Source organism: Vibrio sp. S17_S38 (assembly GCF_014694375.1).
Classification (GTDB): Bacteria; Pseudomonadota; Gammaproteobacteria; order Enterobacterales; family Vibrionaceae; genus Vibrio.
In genome coordinates this window covers 33,344-52,243 of sequence record NZ_JAAUWW010000022.1, presented here as the reverse complement: position 1 = coordinate 52,243, position 18,900 = coordinate 33,344, and the positions used below count along the sequence as shown (strand labels likewise).

Annotated in this window: 14 protein-coding genes and 1 pseudogene; all 15 read right to left on the bottom strand. The window is 43.2% G+C overall.

From position 1 onward, the window contains the following. Nucleotides 1-343: 343 nt before the first annotated feature. The 15 genes and pseudogenes from HC725_RS14960 to HC725_RS14890 all read right to left on the bottom strand — a co-directional run bounded on the left by HC725_RS14960 (nt 344) and on the right by HC725_RS14890 (nt 18,795). On the bottom strand, nt 344-1,630 hold the full coding sequence (locus HC725_RS14960) for a restriction endonuclease subunit S (protein WP_190332674.1): 1,287 nt from the start codon (nt 1,628-1,630) through the stop codon (nt 344-346). Further along, on the bottom strand, nt 1,627-3,195 hold the full coding sequence (locus HC725_RS14955) for a type I restriction-modification system subunit M (RefSeq protein WP_190332673.1): 1,569 nt from the start codon (nt 3,193-3,195) through the stop codon (nt 1,627-1,629). Before HC725_RS14955 ends, HC725_RS14960 begins: the two co-directional genes overlap by 4 nt. A 164-nt stretch (nt 3,196-3,359) precedes the next feature. Next, entirely contained in the window at nt 3,360-3,656 is a 297-nt protein-coding gene (gene fis / locus HC725_RS14950) for a DNA-binding transcriptional regulator Fis (RefSeq protein ID WP_190332672.1), read from the bottom strand. A gap of 75 nt (nt 3,657-3,731) precedes the next feature. Further along, nucleotides 3,732-4,697: a tRNA dihydrouridine synthase DusB gene (gene dusB / locus HC725_RS14945; RefSeq protein ID WP_190332671.1), complete on the bottom strand. Its 966-nt coding sequence runs from the start codon at nt 4,695-4,697 to the stop codon at nt 3,732-3,734. Nucleotides 4,698-4,914: 217 nt separating this feature from the next. Continuing rightward, on the bottom strand, nt 4,915-5,805 hold the full coding sequence (prmA, locus tag HC725_RS14940; RefSeq protein WP_190332670.1) for a 50S ribosomal protein L11 methyltransferase: 891 nt from the start codon (nt 5,803-5,805) through the stop codon (nt 4,915-4,917). Nucleotides 5,806-6,119: 314 nt separating this feature from the next. After that, on the bottom strand, nt 6,120-7,574 hold the full coding sequence (gene panF / locus HC725_RS14935; protein WP_190332669.1) for a sodium/pantothenate symporter: 1,455 nt from the start codon (nt 7,572-7,574) through the stop codon (nt 6,120-6,122). Nucleotides 7,575-7,641: 67 nt separating this feature from the next. After that, nucleotides 7,642-7,911, bottom strand: a pseudogene (locus tag HC725_RS14930) (YhdT family protein); the annotation flags it as partial. Between the two features lie 144 nt (nt 7,912-8,055). Continuing rightward, complete coding sequence (gene accC, locus HC725_RS14925; protein ID WP_190332667.1) at nt 8,056-9,399, bottom strand: acetyl-CoA carboxylase biotin carboxylase subunit; 1,344 nt, start codon at nt 9,397-9,399, stop codon at nt 8,056-8,058. Nucleotides 9,400-9,426: 27 nt separating this feature from the next. Continuing rightward, nucleotides 9,427-9,885: an acetyl-CoA carboxylase biotin carboxyl carrier protein gene (gene accB / locus HC725_RS14920; RefSeq protein ID WP_190332666.1), complete on the bottom strand. Its 459-nt coding sequence runs from the start codon at nt 9,883-9,885 to the stop codon at nt 9,427-9,429. Between the two features lie 116 nt (nt 9,886-10,001). Then, entirely contained in the window at nt 10,002-10,451 is a 450-nt protein-coding gene (gene aroQ / locus HC725_RS14915) for a type II 3-dehydroquinate dehydratase (protein ID WP_190332677.1), read from the bottom strand. Between the two features lie 369 nt (nt 10,452-10,820). After that, nucleotides 10,821-12,767: an acetate--CoA ligase gene (gene acs / locus HC725_RS14910; protein ID WP_190332665.1), complete on the bottom strand. Its 1,947-nt coding sequence runs from the start codon at nt 12,765-12,767 to the stop codon at nt 10,821-10,823. A 198-nt stretch (nt 12,768-12,965) separates the two neighbouring features. Next, on the bottom strand, nt 12,966-13,607 hold the full coding sequence (locus HC725_RS14905; protein WP_190332664.1) for a 3'-5' exonuclease: 642 nt from the start codon (nt 13,605-13,607) through the stop codon (nt 12,966-12,968). A 22-nt stretch (nt 13,608-13,629) separates the two neighbouring features. Continuing rightward, nucleotides 13,630-15,423, bottom strand: a complete 1,794-nt coding sequence (locus tag HC725_RS14900; RefSeq protein WP_190332663.1) for a DUF294 nucleotidyltransferase-like domain-containing protein — start codon at nt 15,421-15,423, stop codon at nt 13,630-13,632. A 172-nt stretch (nt 15,424-15,595) separates the two neighbouring features. Continuing rightward, complete coding sequence (locus HC725_RS14895) at nt 15,596-17,548, bottom strand: MacB family efflux pump subunit (RefSeq protein ID WP_190332662.1); 1,953 nt, start codon at nt 17,546-17,548, stop codon at nt 15,596-15,598. 2 nt (nt 17,549-17,550) lie between these two features. Further along, nucleotides 17,551-18,795 (bottom strand): efflux RND transporter periplasmic adaptor subunit, encoded by a 1,245-nt coding sequence (locus HC725_RS14890; protein WP_190332661.1) that lies wholly within the window; start codon nt 18,793-18,795, stop codon nt 17,551-17,553. Nucleotides 18,796-18,900: the final 105 nt, after the last annotated feature.

Genomic DNA, 18,900 nt, shown 5'->3' with positions numbered 1-18,900 from the left:
GATCTCCTACCGCATGTTACTCATTATAATTGGCACTCAACAGGCTGTGGGAGATTCCGTATCCCCAGTCGCTTTGCTCCTTGTACGGAATGACGATGTTTAACCGTCATCCTGAAAAGCGACGAAGGAGCGCAGTTCAGGATCTCCAACCACGATTTGAGTCTCAACGTGTTGTGGGAGATCCCTGATGTCGCCTAGGCTCCTCGGGATGACGGGCTTTATTAAGTCCGCATTTGCTTCTGCTGTATTTGCTTTTATCTTTTCTCTAGCCATGAGAAGCGCAGCGCCCGAGTACCGCGCTTCGCTTTTCCTAGAAACTAGGGACTAGCACCTCGCAACCTTTCTACACAAACATCTGTTGCAATAAGCCTTTTTTAAACTGTTTGCTTTGTTCTATTTGCTCAGCGACGGCTGCAATTTTCTGGTCGATAGCTTGCAGGTATTGAGCGATTTTTTGTTGTTCGGCAAGGCAAGGTATATAAGATGGAATGTTTTTTATATCTTCTTGGCCTATTGTAGTCATTGTGCTTTGCTTTCCTCTCGACACGAGAGCTTTGCGCATAATATGACTTCTTAATAAGTAAGCTAAAAAAATTGGCACGATGATATCTAGTTTGGGGCTTAATTTAATTAGATGCCCATCATATGTAATATCATCTGAATTTGATAAATTCACATTGCTAAATGCTATACCGCTCGGAACAAGAGATGAACGAGTGAAAAAAATATCACCATACTTTACTTGATTTTTTTTGAATGTTTTTTCATCTAGAGAAAGTAAAGTTAACTTTGAGTAATCAATGCTATTACCCACATACATGTCTTTAACATTTATTAATTTATACCCACTACCTGACATTTTAGGGTCGTTAAATACACCATTAGAAAGTCCACCTTCAGAAATATCCAATAATGAATAAACCTCCCACTCCGGAAACGCTTCACCATTTTCATCTTTAAAGCGAATCTTCTGGCTGAAGATCTGCTGCATTACGCCTTTTTTATAGTCTTGCAGTAGGCGGTGTTTTTCCGTCAGCTGGCTGATTTTGGTGTCTACTGAGGTGAGGAAGTCAGCTATTTTTTGTTGTTCTTTATAGTGCGGGATAGTTAGGGTTATATTCTTTAATCGGTTAGTTGAGATACCTAGTACTTTTGTTCCTTGAGCAATAATCATAACTTGCTTTCTAACGGACCATGACTGCATTAAATAGCCAGCAAAGCCAATTGCCATTGTGTTAGGAGCAGGACGAGCTAAAAAGGTATGTAGTCCTGCAATAGTTGGTTTTCCATGTAAGCATGTTATTTCAATGGTTTTACCAATATCATTGTAATTTTCCGACGCATCTGCAATGACTAAGTCGCCTTCTTGACAGTAGCTTTCGGATTTTATTTTCGATAAATCAATATCTTCATTAATAAATGGTACAACTTCTCTGTTTAAATTAAAGATGGTAGAAAATTTCGTATGAATATCTCCGTAATGAATATTCATTACGGAACCCGATACATAGTTTAAATTTTCTCGGGAAAGAGAGTTTGTAGAGTTAAAGCTATATATATTGCCATAGACTTCTTTTTTCCATTTCGATGAGAAATGCTCAAACCTCAACTTCGGCACTAACTCACTCATTTCACCACCTCAAACGGCGCTTCAATACCTAGCTCAGCACAGAAATCGGCAATAGTGCGGTCGGTTTCCATCATGGCGATATCATTAGCTTTCAACAGCTGGGCGACTTGCGATAAATCCACCAGCGCTTCTTCTTCAAAAGTATCGACATAACGTGGAATGTTTAAGTTGTAATCGTTCTCTTGCAGATCGCTTGGTGAGGCAACATAAGCATATTTGTCGATATTCTCACGCTTAGCGACCGCATCTAAAATGCGCTGTAAATCTTCTTCACGCATTACGTTGGTATTAGTGCCTTTTTCAAAGTGATTGCTGGCATCAATAAACAGCACGTTGTCATCTGGCTGGCGGTCTTTCTTAAACACCATCACACAGGTTGGAATCGAAGTGCCAAAGAAGATGTTCGCCGGAAGGCCGATCACCATATCCAAGTAGCTCTTTTGCTTAATCAAGTGTTGGCGAATATGACCTTCTGCCGCGCCACGGAACAATACGCCGTGTGGCAAGACTACCGCCATGCGTCCGCTGTCATTAAGCTGGTGGATCATGTGTTGCACAAAGGCAAAGTCAGCTTTCGATTTCGGCGCAAGCTTGCCGTAGTCTGCAAAGCGGTCGTTGTTTAAATGCAGTGGGCTAGCCGACCATTGAGCAGAAAACGGCGGGTTGGCGACTACAGCATCAAAGCGATCATCGATGTGCATCGGCGTTTCTAGGGTGTCGTCGTTTTCAATATCAAAACGCTTGTAATGAACGCCGTGCATGATCATGTTCATACGCGCAAGGTTGTAAGTGCTTGGGTTACGCTCTTGGCCGTAGTATTTGATGTCTTGATTGTTGGATTCTTTCGCCACTCGCAGCAATAACGAGCCAGAACCACAAGTCGGGTCATACACCGATTTCACAGGGTTATCTATGGTCACCAGCTTAGCCAGTAACTTGGATACCATTTGCGGAGTGTAGAACTCGCCCGCTTTTTTACCTGCGCCACTGGCGAACATGCCAATCAAGTATTCGTAAGCATCGCCCAGAATGTCGATTTCAGTGCTTTCTAGGTGGAAATCAATATTGTTTAAGTGACCAAGAATTTGCCCCACCAGTTTGTTACGCGCATCAGGGGTTTTGCCGAGTTTGTTGGAAGTGAGGTCGAGTTCATCAAATAGGCCGTTAAAGTCATCGGCGCTGTCGGCGTTCATGGTGCTTTGTTCGATGTCATTGAGTACATCACGCACATCATCCAAGATAAACTCACCGTTTTCGGCATCTTGCGCTAGTACATGGAATAGGGAGGAAGGCTTGAAGAAGTAACCTAGTTTGTCGATGGCTTCTTCTTGTACTGCTTCTAATATCTCTTTGCCGTCTTCGCTGGTGACATCAATGTCGGTGAAGGCTATGCCATCTTCGGCCAGCAATTCATTGGCGTAAGTATGCAGTTTGTCGGATAAGTACTTGTAGAAGATAAGCCCTAGAATGTAATCACGAAAATCGTCGGCAGACATGTTGCCACGTAAGGTGTTGGCGATGTTCCAAAGCTGCTTTTTGAGTTGTTGTTGATGTTGCTCGACCATGAAGGATTACCGAAATTGATGAGACTAAATTAAGTTGTCCAGTCTATCAAATAGTTGAAGATATGAGCATTGTTTATTGTGGGTTTAAGTGTGGGTCTATAATGAAAAAAGGCTTACCAAATGAATGGTAAGCCTTTTTAAAACAATAGCTTATTACGGTGTTATTAGTTCATGCCGTATTTTTTCAATTTCTTGCGAAGCGTACCACGGTTGATACCCATCATGTTCGCTGCGCGAGTTTGGTTGCCGCGAGTGTATTGCATAACCATATCAAGCATTGGTTGCTCAACTTCTGCTAGTACTAATTCGTATAATTCAGTAACGTCTTGACCATTTAATTGTGCAAGATAGTTCTTTAAAGATGCTTTTACAGAGTCACGTAGTGGTTTTTGCGTGATTTGATCTTGTGATGTCACTGTCGTTACTGTTAGTGGTTCTACAGTCAGATTTTGTTCGAACATAATTAGTCTAAGCTCTTTTTGGTAATATTATAATGCAACGTTATTTCTATCGACTATTTAAAGGATCACTCTAAATTAGTTGGGATAGACAACATAACCTTTAAGCACATCAAGCTGCTGATTGGCATCTTCGATGGCGTTGAAAATACGGCGGAATTCACCCGCTTGGTCGTGTTCTTTTAGGTACCAACCCACATGCTTTCGGGCAATGCGAGGGCCTAAAAACTCGCCATAAAACTCATGTAAAGCTTGAACATGGCCAATGAGAATCGCTTGCACTTCTTCTGTTGGAAGGGGTGGCAAGTGTTCTCCCGTGTTTAAAAAATGTTGGATTTGATTAAAAATCCACGGCTTTCCTTGGGCAGGTCTGCCTATCATTAGAGCGTCTGCGCCAGTGTACTCCAGCACATATTTTGCTTTTTCTGGGCTATCAATATCACCGTTAGCAATAACAGGAATCGAGATAGCGTTTTTGACCGCTCTAATGCTGTCGTATTCTGCGTCACCGTTATACATGCAGGCTTTGGTTCTCCCGTGGAGCGCCAAGGCTTGTATGCCACATTGTTCAGCCATTTTCGCGACTTCAACACAGTTTTTATTATCTGTGTCCCATCCTGTGCGCGTTTTAAGAGTCACTGGGACATCGACTGCTTTGACAACCGCAGTGAGTATCTGTTTGATAATCTCTGGGTATTGCAGTAACGCGGAGCCTGCGAGTCTTTTATTTACTTTCTTAGCCGGACAACCCATGTTGATATCGATGATTTGCGCACCGTTTTCAACACTGACTTGAGCCGCTTGCGCCATTAGTTGTGGGTCGGCTCCTGCAATTTGTACACTGCGAATGCCCGATTCGCCTTCATGCACCATGCGTTGGAGTGACTTGGATGTGTTCCAAACTTTTGGGTTAGAGGACATCATTTCGCTGACGGCCATGCCTGCCCCATATCGAAGACATAATTCACGAAACGGTCTATCCGTCACGCCCGCCATTGGGGCCACGATTAAGTTGTTCGGTAATGTGTAGTTTCCGATCTTCAAAACACTCACCTAATCCTTTGTTCTTTTACTATCGTTTATTACTTATACGATGCATCAATAACGCGGATATAGTTCTAATAGCAAGGGCGCGCATTTTACGCATTTTTTCGAGGCGTGAAAAGACTAATATTTGAGCATTTTACAATTAGTTTCATAAATAGCCTGTTTTTCAGTCAATTAGCCTCGAAGTCTACGGTTATTATTTTGGTGGGCGTAATTAATCAGGCTTTTTTTGACCAGAAATGCGACACCACTCTTGTTGCGATGAAATTGGGTCGAGATTAAATAGTGGATCATAATAGGTGGCAACATTGTCCGCTTGGGTATCTAAAACGCCCGACATGGCTAATAGACCTTGTGGTTTGACTAAGCTTGAAATGACACTTGAAAGCTCGCGTAATGGCGCGGCTAAGATATTGGCGACCACGACATCGGCAATTAATCCGTCTGGTTGATCTTGTGGTAGAAATAGCTCTAGTTGGTCTGCGACGTCATTGCGTTTCGCATTTTCAATCGAAGCAACAATCGCTTGCGGATCGATATCGATACCAATCACTTTGGCCGCGCCGAGTTTAATGGCAGCAATAGCAAGAATGCCTGAGCCACAACCGAAATCGATGACGGTTTTGCCTTCCAAATTGATGCTTTCTAACCACTCTAAGCACAACGCGGTGGTGGAGTGAGTTCCGGTACCAAACGCAAGGCCGGGATCGAGCATGACGTTAATCGCGCTTGGATCAGGCACATCGCGCCAGCTTGGGCAAATCCACAGACGCTCGCCAAATTTCATTGGGTGGAAGTTATCCATCCATTCGCGTTCCCAGTCTTTATCTTCAAGCTGTTCGACTTTGTGAGCAAAATCATCGCTCAACATGTTGCTATCTTTAATTTGCTTAAGTACTAGCTGCGTATCGGCTTCGGCATCGTACAGTGCCAGAATATCGGTTTCACCCCAAAGGCGAGTCTCACCCGGTAGAGGTTCAAAGATGGGAGTGTCTTTCGCATCAAGAAAAGTCACCGACAGCGCGCCAGTGTCGTCCATTAGCATATCTCCAATCGCTTCTGCGTTGGCTTTAGTTGCATTCAGTTTTATTTGGATCCAAGGCATAGGATTGATCTCTCGCTGGATAATATACCCGTCTTACTTGAAGCTGTAGTTTTGTTCTTTACAAACAATCGTTGGCTACGTTCACTCACCCCAATCACTTAGACTAGCTTTCTGTTTATAAAAGAAAACTCATGGGGCTTCGTTTACTTGTCGCCTTACTGCAACTTCAATTACTTTGGGTATAGAAATTGGTTAAACAATAAATTGTGGCGAAGTTTAGCAGAAAATAAGCAAATGAGGCGAGTATTGTGGGTAAGTCATGCTCAAACTTGATCACTTGATCACTTGATCACTTGAGCATGGCTATCTTATCGCTAAGCGGTTTCTGCGGATTCGTGTGGTGTAGGTTTTAGCTTGCTACCAATAATAAAGGCGATTAAACCGATGATGAGGCTCGGTACGATAGCGTGAACACCTGCTAAGTTAGGTTTGAAGGTACTGATTGCAATGTAGCTGATTAACCCCGCGACCATGGAAGCAAAAGCACCGGTTGCAGAGGCATCTTTCCAATATAAGCCTAAAACGAGCGGCCATAAGAAGACTGCTTGCATGCCCCCAAACGCGAGTAAGTTGAGCCAGATAATCATATCGGGTGGATTCAAGGCTGCCACAAATACCAACGCCGCAAAAATGCCCGTAACCCATAAGGACAGTTTTGGCAGTGTTTTTTCTGCCGCTTCGCCTTCTGCTATCGATGGGTTGATGTAGTTGATGTATAAATCTTTGAGTAACGTCGCTGAGGCTTGGATCAGTTGTGAGTCAATAGTGGACATGATGGCGGCCATTGGACCGGCTAAGAATATTCCAGCCACAACAGGGGGCAATACAGTGATCATCAAGGTTGGCATGATTTGATCTGGGCTGGCAATGTCGGGCACGATAGCGCGCCCGAATGCGCCAGCCAGATGCATACCAAACATCAGTAATGCCACCATGATGGTGCTGATCACCATGCCTTTATGTAGCGAGGCACTATCCTTATAAGACATACAACGAACGGCGGCATGCGGTAGGCCAATCACACCAAAGCACACTAATATCCAAAAGCTGAGCATAAATGGCTGGCTTAAAAAGTGATTGGGGCCGTAAGGAGTGACGAGAGTGGGATCGATATGGTGTAAATCTGTAACGATTTCGCCGATGCTGCCGCCTGCATGAATAATCCCAATTAATAAGGAGATGGTGCCGATGATCATCATCACGCCTTGAAGGGTATCTGTCATCACCACAGCGCGAAAGCCGCCAATGGTGGTATATAAACCCACTGTGATGGCAAAAATCATCAAGCCATGAGTGTAGGATAATCCAGTCACGGTTTGCAGCAAGCGTGCTCCGCCAACGAACTGAACAACCATGGTACCAAAGAAAGCCAGTAATAATGAGAGTGAAGCAAATATCACTACGCCTCGATGCTGATAACGCGCATACAAAATATCGTTGAGGGTGAGGGCGTTATAGCGGCGAGCTTCAATAGCAAATTTCTTACCTAAAACCCCGAGAGTGAGCCAAGTTGCAGGCAATTGGATCATGGCAAGTAAAACCCAACCTAAACCCATTTGGTAAGCGGCTCCCGGTCCGCCAATAAACGAACTGGCGCTGGCATAAGTGGCGGCAAGCGTCATGGCAAGCACAAAGCCGCCCATGCTACGTCCACCCACTAAGTATTCGTTTAGAAAACCGGCTTTGTTGTCATGTCGACTGCTCCAATAAGCTAAACCAAAGACGGCAATAAGGTAAATCACTAATGGGATAAGGATCTCAATATTCATGTTGGTCTTCTTGTTGGCGGGAGGCGTGTGGTGATTTTTGTTGTGGTTGAGGCTCTGTTGCTAACTGTTCAGGTTCTATTTCTAATGACATGTCTTGATAAACCCATTTCACCATAGCAGCGCATAATAAAGTAAACACAATTGGCCCGATAACACACGCCATTAAAAACCATAAAGGAAAACCAAAGTAGAGTGTCGGCATGGCTTGAATATTGTCGGGCGCTGGCGCTAAACCGTAAGCAGAAGAATACCACCACACAAAATAAGCCAGTGCGAGGCCAATCGCCCATTTAGCTTCTTTATGAGCTTGTTGGTAGCGAGACGTGAGTGTCTTCATGGTTGGAGAGCCTTGGGTTGAAATTAATAGAGATTGAGAAAGGCGGTATTTTGGCAAAAGTTTGATATGGATACAAATGACAATCTATAAATAATAAAAAGGCCGCATAATGCGACCTTCTGATTTAGCTATTCAACGATGGGATTATTGTAATCCTAGTTTCTTCTCAAGGTAGTGAATGTTTGCACCACCGTGTTGGAAGTTTTCATCGTTCATGATGGTAAGTTGTAGAGGAATGTTAGTTTTGATGCCATCGATGATGGTTTCGCTCAAAGCATTCTTCATACGGGAAATGGCCACATCACGGTTTTCGCCGAATGTGATTAATTTACCAATCATTGAATCGTAGTGTGGTGGCACAGTATAACCAGCGTACACATGAGATTCCCAACGAACGCCCATACCACCTGGTGGGTGGAAATGTTCAATCTTACCTGGGCAAGGTAGGAAACGCTCTGGATCTTCAGCATTGATACGACATTCAACCGCATGGCCGCGGATCTTAATATCATCTTGAGTAAACGATAATGGTTGGCCAGCAGCAATACGTAATTGCTCTTTGATAAGGTCGATACCGGTAACCATTTCAGTTACTGGGTGCTCAACCTGAATACGAGTGTTCATTTCAATGAAGTAGAACTCACCGTTTTCATATAAGAACTCAAAAGTACCTGCGCCACGGTAGTTGATCTCGATACAAGCACGAGTACAACGTTCACCAATGTATTTACGCATTTCTTCTGTAATGCCCGGTGCTGGAGCTTCTTCCACTACTTTTTGGTGACGACGTTGCATAGAACAATCGCGTTCACCTAAGTGGATTGCGCCACCTTGTCCATCGGCTAACACTTGAACTTCAATGTGGCGTGGGTTTTCAAGGTATTTCTCCATGTAAACCATGTCATTATTGAAGAACGATTTTGCTTCAGAACGTGTCATTGCAATCGCTTCAACGAGATCGGCGTCTTTCTTCACAACGCGCATACCACGACCGCCGCCGCCGCCAGAAGCTTTGATAATGACTGGGTAGCCAATACGTTTTGCAAAAGCACGGTTTTTGGCATCATCATCATCTAATGGACCATCAGAACCCGGTACACAAGGTACGCCAGCTTTTTTCATTGCACTAATTGCGGAAACTTTATCACCCATCAAACGAATGGTTTCAGCTTTTGGTCCAACAAAAATAAAGCCTGATTTCTCAACTTGTTCAGCAAAATCAGCATTTTCAGAAAGAAAACCGTAACCTGGGTGAATCGCTACTGCGCCTGTGACTTCTGCTGCTGCAATGATACGAGGAACATTTAAGTAGCTGTCAGTACTGCGAGCAGGACCAATACAAATGGTTTCATCTGCCAATAGAACGTGTTTTAAATCACGGTCAGCAGTTGAGTGAATAGCAACAGTTTTGATGCCTAACTCTTTACATGCGCGAAGAATACGGAGGGCTATTTCACCTCGGTTCGCGATGACTAATTTATCTAGCATTTTTATCTAGCCTCTTAATCGAGATGATTATTCAATAATTACAAGAGGTTGATCAAATTCAATCGCTTGTCCATCTTCTGCAAGGATCGCTTTGATCACGCCTGATTTGTCAGCTTCAATTTGGTTCATCATTTTCATCGCTTCAACGATGCAGATAGTTTGACCTTCTTGTACCGTTTGGCCTACTTCGATGAATGATTTTGCTTCAGGGCTTGGAGAACGGTAGAAGGTACCAACCATTGGAGAAAGTACTTTATGACCTGTTTCAACTGGAGCCACAGGCGCTTCAGTTACTGCCGCAACGGGTGCAGCAGGAGCCGCTATTGGTGCAGCAGCTTGTGGTGCATATTGCATTGGAGCCGAAGGTGCTACTTGAGCGCTATAACGGTTGATTCGTACCGATTCTTCACCTTCAGAAATTTCAAGTTCAGCGATGCCAGATTCTTCTACTAGCTCGATTAGCTTCTTGATTTTGCGGATATCCATAATAAATTCTCTATGTGTTTAATTATTCAGTGTATAGCTGGCAAGATTGTCAGCCGATATTATATTGCCCATCAACAGTTGGACATAGAATGGTTATAGACCACTTTTGTCATCACTCATTTTGCTGTGAGTGCTTGATAAGCAGCCGATAATGCAAATTGGTAGCCCTGAGCCCCTAAACCACAAATTACCCCGACAGCTTTATCGGATAGGTAAGAATGATGGCGGAAAGGTTCACGAGCATGAACATTAGATAAATGCACTTCGATAAAAGGGATATTAACGCCCAGTAAAGCATCACGTAATGCTACGCTAGTATGCGTAAACGCGGCTGGGTTGATGATGATGAAATCAATCGTGTCATGCGAGGCATGGATCGCTTCAATTAATTCGTATTCACGATTCGATTGTAAGTGAGACAGTTCGATTCCCAGTTCTTTGGCTTGTACCTCTAAGTCTGACACGATATCGGACAAAGTGTGTGAGCCGTAATGATCTGGTTCACGTAAGCCTAGCAAGTTTAAATTTGGGCCATTTAAGACCAGAACTTGTAAGTTTGCTGTCATCATGAAGCTAATATCCATCAAAGTGAATGTAAAATGCATCATGTCATAGATTTGATACATTGCTAACTAAGATAGCAAAAAAAATCGTGACTGCACCAATTAATTTGCCTGATTATAGCGAAATCACAGCAAATCGCAGCAATTTACTGGTCTAATGACTTGTTTTGTTCGTTTTTAGAGCGATTGTGAACTGGTTTTCACTGATGGGGTTTTCTATTTTATTCATAATTTGCAGGAATAATAGAAGTGTAATTAATTCGTGTTCGATTGTTGTCGGTTACGATAATTACGTTAGAGATAAAATGAAAAAAATCAGGACATCCTAGGATGACCTGATTGAGTGAGGTGAATATTATATTCAGTGAAGCATTAAACCAATCTTGATTTCTCTTCGATTAATTTATCCACTACGCTTGGATCGGCAAGAGTGGAAGTATCGCCTAAGTTACTCGTATCACCAGTGGCAATTTTACGCAAAATACGACGCATGATTTTACCTGAACGGGTTTTTGGCAGAGAATCTGTCCAATGTAAAACATCTGGTGTGGCAATTGGGCCGATTTCTTTGCGAACCCAATCTTTGACCTCTTTATGTAATTCCGCTGATGGGAATTCGCCATCATTTAAGGTGATATAAGCGTAAATCGCTTGACCTTTAATATCGTGTGGAACGCCAACAATTGCCGCCTCTGCAATTTTATCAAATGCCACTAAGGCTGATTCAATTTCAGCGGTTCCCATGCGGTGACCGGATACGTTAAGTACATCATCGACACGACCGGTTATCCAATAATAACCATCTTCATCACGACGAGCGCCATCACCTGTGGTGTAAACACCTTTAAAGGTTGAGAAGTACGTTTGCTCGAAACGCTCGTGATCGCCATAAATAGTTCGCATTTGTCCTGGCCATGAATCAGTGATCACCAAGTTGCCTTCTGCTGCGCCTTCGACCACGTTACCTTCGTTATCGACCAATGCTGGTTGAACGCCAAAGAATGGGCGAGTAGCTGAGCCTGGTTTAAGATCGGTTGCACCCGGAAGAGGGGAAATCAAAATTCCACCCGTTTCGGTTTGCCACCAAGTATCTACAATCGGGCAACGTTCATCACCAATAGTTTTGTAGTACCATTCCCATGCTTCGGGATTAATCGGTTCACCGACCGATCCCATGATGCGTAAGCTTTTTCTCGACGTGCCTTTAATGGCTTCATCGCCTTTGGCCATCAAGGCGCGAATGGCGGTCGGAGCGGTGTAAAGAATATTGACTTGATGTTTATCGACCACTTCACTCATGCGACTGGTATTAGGGTAATTTGGTACGCCTTCAAATAAAATTGTTTTCGCGCCATTGGCAAGCGGTCCGTAAACAAGGTAAGTGTGTCCTGTGATCCAACCTACATCGGCGGTACACCAGAACACTTCACCTTCTTGATAATCGAACACATATTTAAACGTCATGGCGGCATACACTAAATAACCACCGGTAGTATGAAGTACGCCTTTAGGTTTACCTGTTGATCCAGAAGTGTAGAGAATGAAAAGCGGGTCTTCAGCATCCATGGCTTCTGGTTCGCACACTGGAGAGGCTTTTTCGGTTGCTTCATGCCACCAAATATCACGTTCACGATTCCATTCGACGTCTCCGCCTGTGCGTTGAAAAACAATCACGCTACGCACATTGGTATCTGGATTTTTTAAGGCTTGATCAACATTGGCCTTGAGAGGCACTGCACGTCCGCCACGCACGCCTTCATCGGCGGTGATCACAACGTGAGAATTTGAATCGATAATACGACCAGAAAGTGCTTCAGGAGAGAACCCACCAAATACCACAGTATGCACTGCGCCAATGCGGGTACAAGCGAGCATTGCGACTGCAGCTTCCGGCACCATTGGCATGTAAAGGCAAACCACGTCGCCTTTTTTGACACCTTGTTGTTTTAATACGTTAGAAAAGCGGCATACTTTTTCATGTAACTGCTTGAATGTGATTTGTGCATCATCGTTGGGATCATCGCCTTCCCAAATAATGGCAATGTCATCGCCGCGTTCGGCTAAATGACGATCAATGCAGTTGGCCGAAACGTTTAATTTGCCATCTTCAAACCATTTAATACCAACATGGCCAGGATCGAATGAAGTGTTTTTTACTTGGGTGAACGGTTTAATCCAATCGAGGATTTTGCCATGTTTACCCCAAAAACTGGTTGGGTCAGTGACTGATTCTTGGTACATGGAAAGGTATGTATCGTTGCTCGCGTGAGTGGTCTTTAGGATATTGTCTTTGACTGGATGAATGTGTACTTCACTCATAATTCTCTCCTTGGATGAGTCAGACTCTTAATTAGTTCATCTTAATGCTGGTGATTGTATTTTTTCTTGTACGTCAACTGTCTGCTTATCCTTATCTCATCACAATTAGACTTTAGGATTAAATATTGAATTTATTGGTTTTTTTATGCGATGAATCACACAAAATGAGACTTATATTCTAGTTCTGAAAAGGTATTTTTACTTAGTAATGAAAGGTGTAGGTTGTGATCCATAGGTCAAGCGGACATAAATTAATGCGGCGGTAATTGTATCTTGTAGAGCATCATGCCGTTGCTGGATGGGTAAATCTAAATGACGACAGATAGTTTCTAGGCTGAGATCAAAATAGGCGTTTGGTAATAAGCGCTCAAGTCTTTGATGATATAACTGACTGACTTCAATTAATGGATTGGGCAGAGGAAAGCCTAAATGTTTTTTACAAGCACGATCTAAAATCGCCTTGTCGTAGCGGATGTGGTAACCCACCAAAGGACGATTACCGATAAAAGCTAACAGAGCCTTAATACCATCAATTTCATGGTAACCATTATGCAGATCATGGTGACGTAAGTGATGGATTCGTACCGAGCCTTGATCGAGAGATTGTGGCGCTTTAAGGCGAATATGAAAAGGTTGGCTGGTGATGATTTTATTACCAATAATTCTGGTTGCCGCTATTGTTACTAGCTCCGCTTGTGCTGGATTTAAGCTGGTGGTTTCACAATCCAGCGAAATGTATTCTTTCTGGACTGCTTTATTGGTCTTATCTCGACGAAATAAATATTGATAGTCCGATCCTTTCAATCGGTATGACCACCAGAGTCGTTGTAGTAGATTCATTTATCATTCCTCAAAGTGTACTTTAATCTATAATTTGATAGTGATAACGAAGCCACTGTTTGAATTTTTTCACGGCATGTAAGCTGTGGCGTAATAGGTCGCGTTCGGTTCGGTTAAGTAGTTTGGTGTCTAAAATGTTATGGTGATGATTAAGTTGTAATTGTTGGGTTAACCGCCATTTTAAAAAGAGCTTTAAAGCCTCTGATAAGTTGTCTTTGGTGAGCGTAGCTAATACCTGTTTTTGTTCCAGTTTTTCAATTCGTTCAAAAGTATTGGTGGCGGTAATGCCATATTCTAACGCCAGTGTTCGAATGCCATGCACAATAGGGAAAATACCGCCTTGTTTAATATCGATGCCTTGTTTGTTTTGTTTTACTTGACCAAATAAGGTTAAAGGCACCGCAAAACCTAAAGCCGGGCGGGCGAACTGCATGAGTAATAATGACTGTTGCTGCATAAGGTTGTGTAAGTGTTGTTTGACCGGTGAGAGTAGTTGGGTGTTTCCGGCAATTGCTAATGCATCGGCCATAATAGCCAGAGACATAACGGAATGTGGCGTATTGCTTTGCGCCCAAGCTGATAAGCTCTTCTTCCAGTCTAATTGTGATTTGACCCAATCAGGGTTGCTCACCATCACTTGCCCTTTACACAATGGATAACCGAGTTGTTGCAGGGTATGAGTTAACTTATCCATGAGCGGTGAAAACTGGTGCCAATGTAGGCCATCTTTAATAATTAAGGCGTTATCTTGGTCTGTTTTAAGTATTTGTTCACCACGGCCTTCAGATCCTAATACTAATAAACAGCAGTGGTCATGCAGATTTTTAGGGACAATGAGCTCAAAAGCTTTTTCGATAATGTGTTCATTAAGAGCGGCGATAAGCTCCATCATAAAGCGGGTGCGAATACCGTTTTTATGTAAGTTGGTGACAAGTTCTCGCTGTTGATGCGCAGCGAGTGCCAGTTCTTCAATGCTTGTGGCATTCGAAATGCGCAAGCTTAATACGTGCGAATGGGTTGAAAATGCCGACAATACTTGGGTTATATCCAACATACCAATAGCGGTTGAGCCGCGTTTTACCATCAAGCGTTTACAACGATTTCGAGTCATGCGGATCATGGCATCAAATAGGTACTCACCATGCTCAATGGCGTGCACCGGGTAAGTAGCAATATTTTGTACTGGCGTTTGAAGCGAGTGACCATTTAATGCAATGGCGTGCAATAAGTCGGTACGAGTGACGATGGCATAATCATTGGCTTTTATTTCAACCAAGGCAGCATCGATCTTTTTTAACTGCATTTTTGATGTGACATATTGCAGAGAATCTTGTGGCGTGAAAATTAAGGGTGCTTGGTAAATATGGCTGTCGATTTTGGTTAAAATAAACTCTGCTAAATTTTGTTGCTGATGAGCACTCTTTAAAAGAGACTGACGCTTGGTTAAGTTGCTATCAAAGTAAGCGGCGAAATCGAGATTATGTTGATAGAACTCTTGGAAGACGCTACGTGGTAATAAATAACTTAATGTATCTTCAAGCGCGGTGTAGCGATGTTTAGTTATGCCATCTAATTGTGCTCTCACATCAAACATATCATCAGGGGTGTAATGGGCAAAAACCTCTTTCCCTTGTGTATCTGTTTCTTCTACCGCTCCTTTAATGACAATATGCAGCACTTCGCAATCTTGATTTGGCGATAAAATAGTGTCGTATTCACGAAAATAAGCCACATCCAAACTTTGGCGTAAGCGTGCTTGTTCTCGCTTGGTTAAGCAGTCGAATGGAGCCAATGTCATGTTGAATTTATCAGGCATTAATACTCTTCTTACTTGAAGGTGTCGCGGCGTTGGCGGCGATCGTTCCCCCATAACTGGAGCAAGATGAGTGTGACTAATATTACTATGTACCGCTAGACGACTTTGGTCTATGGCCTCAGTCGAATAGCGCTTTTATCAGTAGCGCTTTTATCAAGAGTGACGATCGATTTTAATCTCTTGCTAATGCATCAATGGGATCCAATTTTGCCGCATTCTGAGCAGGTAAAAATCCAAATAATACGCCAATTAAAGTCGAGCATAAGAATGCCGCAATAATGGAATTCGATGAGTAGATCATTTGGAAACCCGCGCCACTGGATTGCAATGCAAAGCCGAGTAAATAAGCTAAGCCAATGCCCAATAGACCACCAAATAAACACACTAAAATCGCTTCGATTAAAAACTGACGTAAAATGTCGCTTTGTCTTGCGCCAACCGCCATGCGAACACCAATTTCACGGGTTCGTTCGGTGACGGAGACCAACATAATATTCATGACTCCAATACCACCGACGATCAACGAAATGACGGCAATCGCAGAAATGAGTAGTGTCATAGTGGCAGTGGTTTTTTCTATGTTTTGACGAATGGTATCGCTATTGATGGTAAAAAAATCTTCCGTGCCGTGGCGTATGGTTAACAAGGATATAATACTTTGCTCAGCAGCATCGCTTGGTACTTCTGGATTAAGCCGAATGCTAATGCTGTTTAAGTAATTTTGCCCCAGCATGCGCCCTGCAACCGTGGTGTAAGGTATCCAAACATTCAACGTATCGCTGCGTCCAAATGCTTGATCTTTGGGTTTGGTGACACCAATGATCCTAACCGGTAACCGACCTAAAAAGATCACCTGACCAATTGGATTCGCGTCATCGAATAATTCTTGGCTGGTGTTGCTGTCAATCACGGCTTCTTGAGCAAGGGTTTTGATACTGTTTTCATCCCAAAATTGGCCTTGGTTTAGCTGGTAATCGTAAACACGAAAATAAGCAGGACCTACACCTTGAACGCTGCCCGTTACAGCTTGATTTCCGGCACGAATAGTTACTGATGTGCTGACGCTCGGCGTAACACTATCAATGAAAGGTAGGTTTTCTAGGGCTTTAGCATCCGCAGCCGTTAAAGTTTTTATACGTCCCGATCGCCTGTCACCAAATCCTGTACCGGGTCTAACATCAATGGTGTTGGTGCCAAGTGATGAGATGTTTTGTAAGATTTGTTGTTGGGTGCCTGAGCCAAGAGCCACCACGGAGACGACCGACGCAATACCAATAATGATGCCCAGCATAGTTAGAAAGGTGCGTAAGCGGTGACTCGACATGGCAATGAGCGCCATTTTAAAGGCTTCACTAATACGATCGATTTGGGTTGAGATTATATTTTTGCTCTTAGCAGATCGTGGTTCTAATTGCTTTTGAGTGGTGATTCGATCTTTATTGTTGAGATAATCTTGGATTATTTCACCATCTTTGATTTCGATAATGCGGTCGGCAAATTGTGCCACATCCATATCGTGAGTAACCAAGATGATCGTGTGGCCATCTTGATGCAACTCTTGCAGTAACAGCATCATTTCTTTGCCGCTGTGGCTGTCTAATGCACCGGTTGGTTCATCAGCTAAAATGACATCGCCACCATTCATCAAGGCTCGCGCAACACTAACTCGTTGCTGCTGGCCACCACTGAGTTGGCTGGGCTTGTGATCTAAGCGAGTTCCTAAGCCCAATCGGGTTAATAATTCTTCGGCGCGTTTATGGCGAGAGTGTTTACTCTTTCCTGCGTAGACGGCTGGCACTTCAACATTGGCGACCGCATTTAGATCTCCGAGTAAATGGTATCGTTGGAAAATAAAACCAAAGTGTTCTCGGCGTAGGGCGGCGAGTTGATCCACTTCCATTTGGGAGGTGTCTTGTCCATTAATAAAATATTGGCCTTTGGATGGTTTGTCCAAACAACCAAGAATATTCATTAATGTGGATTTTCCAGAACCTGAAGCGCCGACAATGGCGACCATCTCGCCACGTTTTATTTCTAAATCAACGTTGTTGAGAACGGTAAGTTGTTGCTCTCCAGCTGAAAAACAACGTGATACGCCGGAGATATGCAATAACGCATCAGTCATGATTACAACCTTACACGCGATTTACGATCGGATGGTGAAGGTGCGCCTATGGTTGCAATACCAACCACTACTTCATCGCCAGCTTTCACGCCAGATAAAATTTGCGCGTTCACTTTATTGTTTAAACCCACTTTGACTTGACGCTGTTCGACTTGACCATTCACTAATACTGGAATTTGATAACCTTGGCCTTTGGCGTTTTTTGTTAATACCTGTGAAGGTACTAGAAGAGCGTCTTTCGCTTTATTCAAGACAATCGATACTTGCGCCGTCATACCGATGCGTAATACTCGATCAGGGTTGTTTACATCAAATAAGCCATTGAAATAAATAGCATCACTGTCACCAATCGTGAGCACGCTATCATTGCCATTCATTAACGTCGGCCCCGGTTCGATTGCTCGTAATTTGGCTCGATAAGGATGATCAGGTCGACCTAATATGGTGAAGTAGACCTCTTGTCCTAGTTTTACATCAACCACATCGGCTTCTGAGATTTGTGCTTTGATGGTCATGGTATCGAGTTGCGCCAGTTCAATTATGGTCGGTGTGGTTTGATTGGCGTTAACGGTTTGCCCAGTTTCAACGGCGGTGTAAACCACAGTACCGTCAATGGGCGCTGCAATAGTGGTGTAACCTAGATCGAGTTTACCGGTATCCACTTTTATAATTGCTTGTTGTTTTTGCGCTTCGAGTTGTTTGGATTCTGCTTTATAAACGGTGAGTGTTGCTTGCGCAGTATCGTAATCGGCTTTGGAGCTTGCTCTGGCGGCGAGCATACTTTTTTGACGATTAAACTCTAGTTGAGCTTGGTATATTTGTGCACGTTTCGCCTCAATTTGAGCATTAATACTATTTAAAGAGGCGATAGATTCTTTGAGATTATTTTGTTGAGTGAGGTCATCAATTTGAGCGATCAAATCACCTTGTTTTACTTCATCACCTAAATTCACCGCGAGGTTTTTGATTTGACCAGAAACTTGCGCCCCGATATTAACCAATTTAGAAGCCTGTAACATGCCATTGGCGAGAACGGTTTGCTCTATATCACCCGTATGAACAGTAACGGTGGCATAGTTCTGTGTTGGGGCGGTATTGGTTTGAGAGTGCCAATAATAATAGCCACCGGATATAACCACTAGGCCAACGAGCCAATATTTTTTAGGGAATTTTTTCACTGATTTATCCGTTTGGGTTTGTGCGTCTATTACCAATGGTATGAAAACCGTTTGCCAGTATGATTTCATGCCGCCGTAAATAGAAGGAAATTTGAATTCGTTATACGATAAATAAATTATATGGCGTTAATGTGAGTATAAATTGGTTCAATGTAAATATGTTGATCCATAACG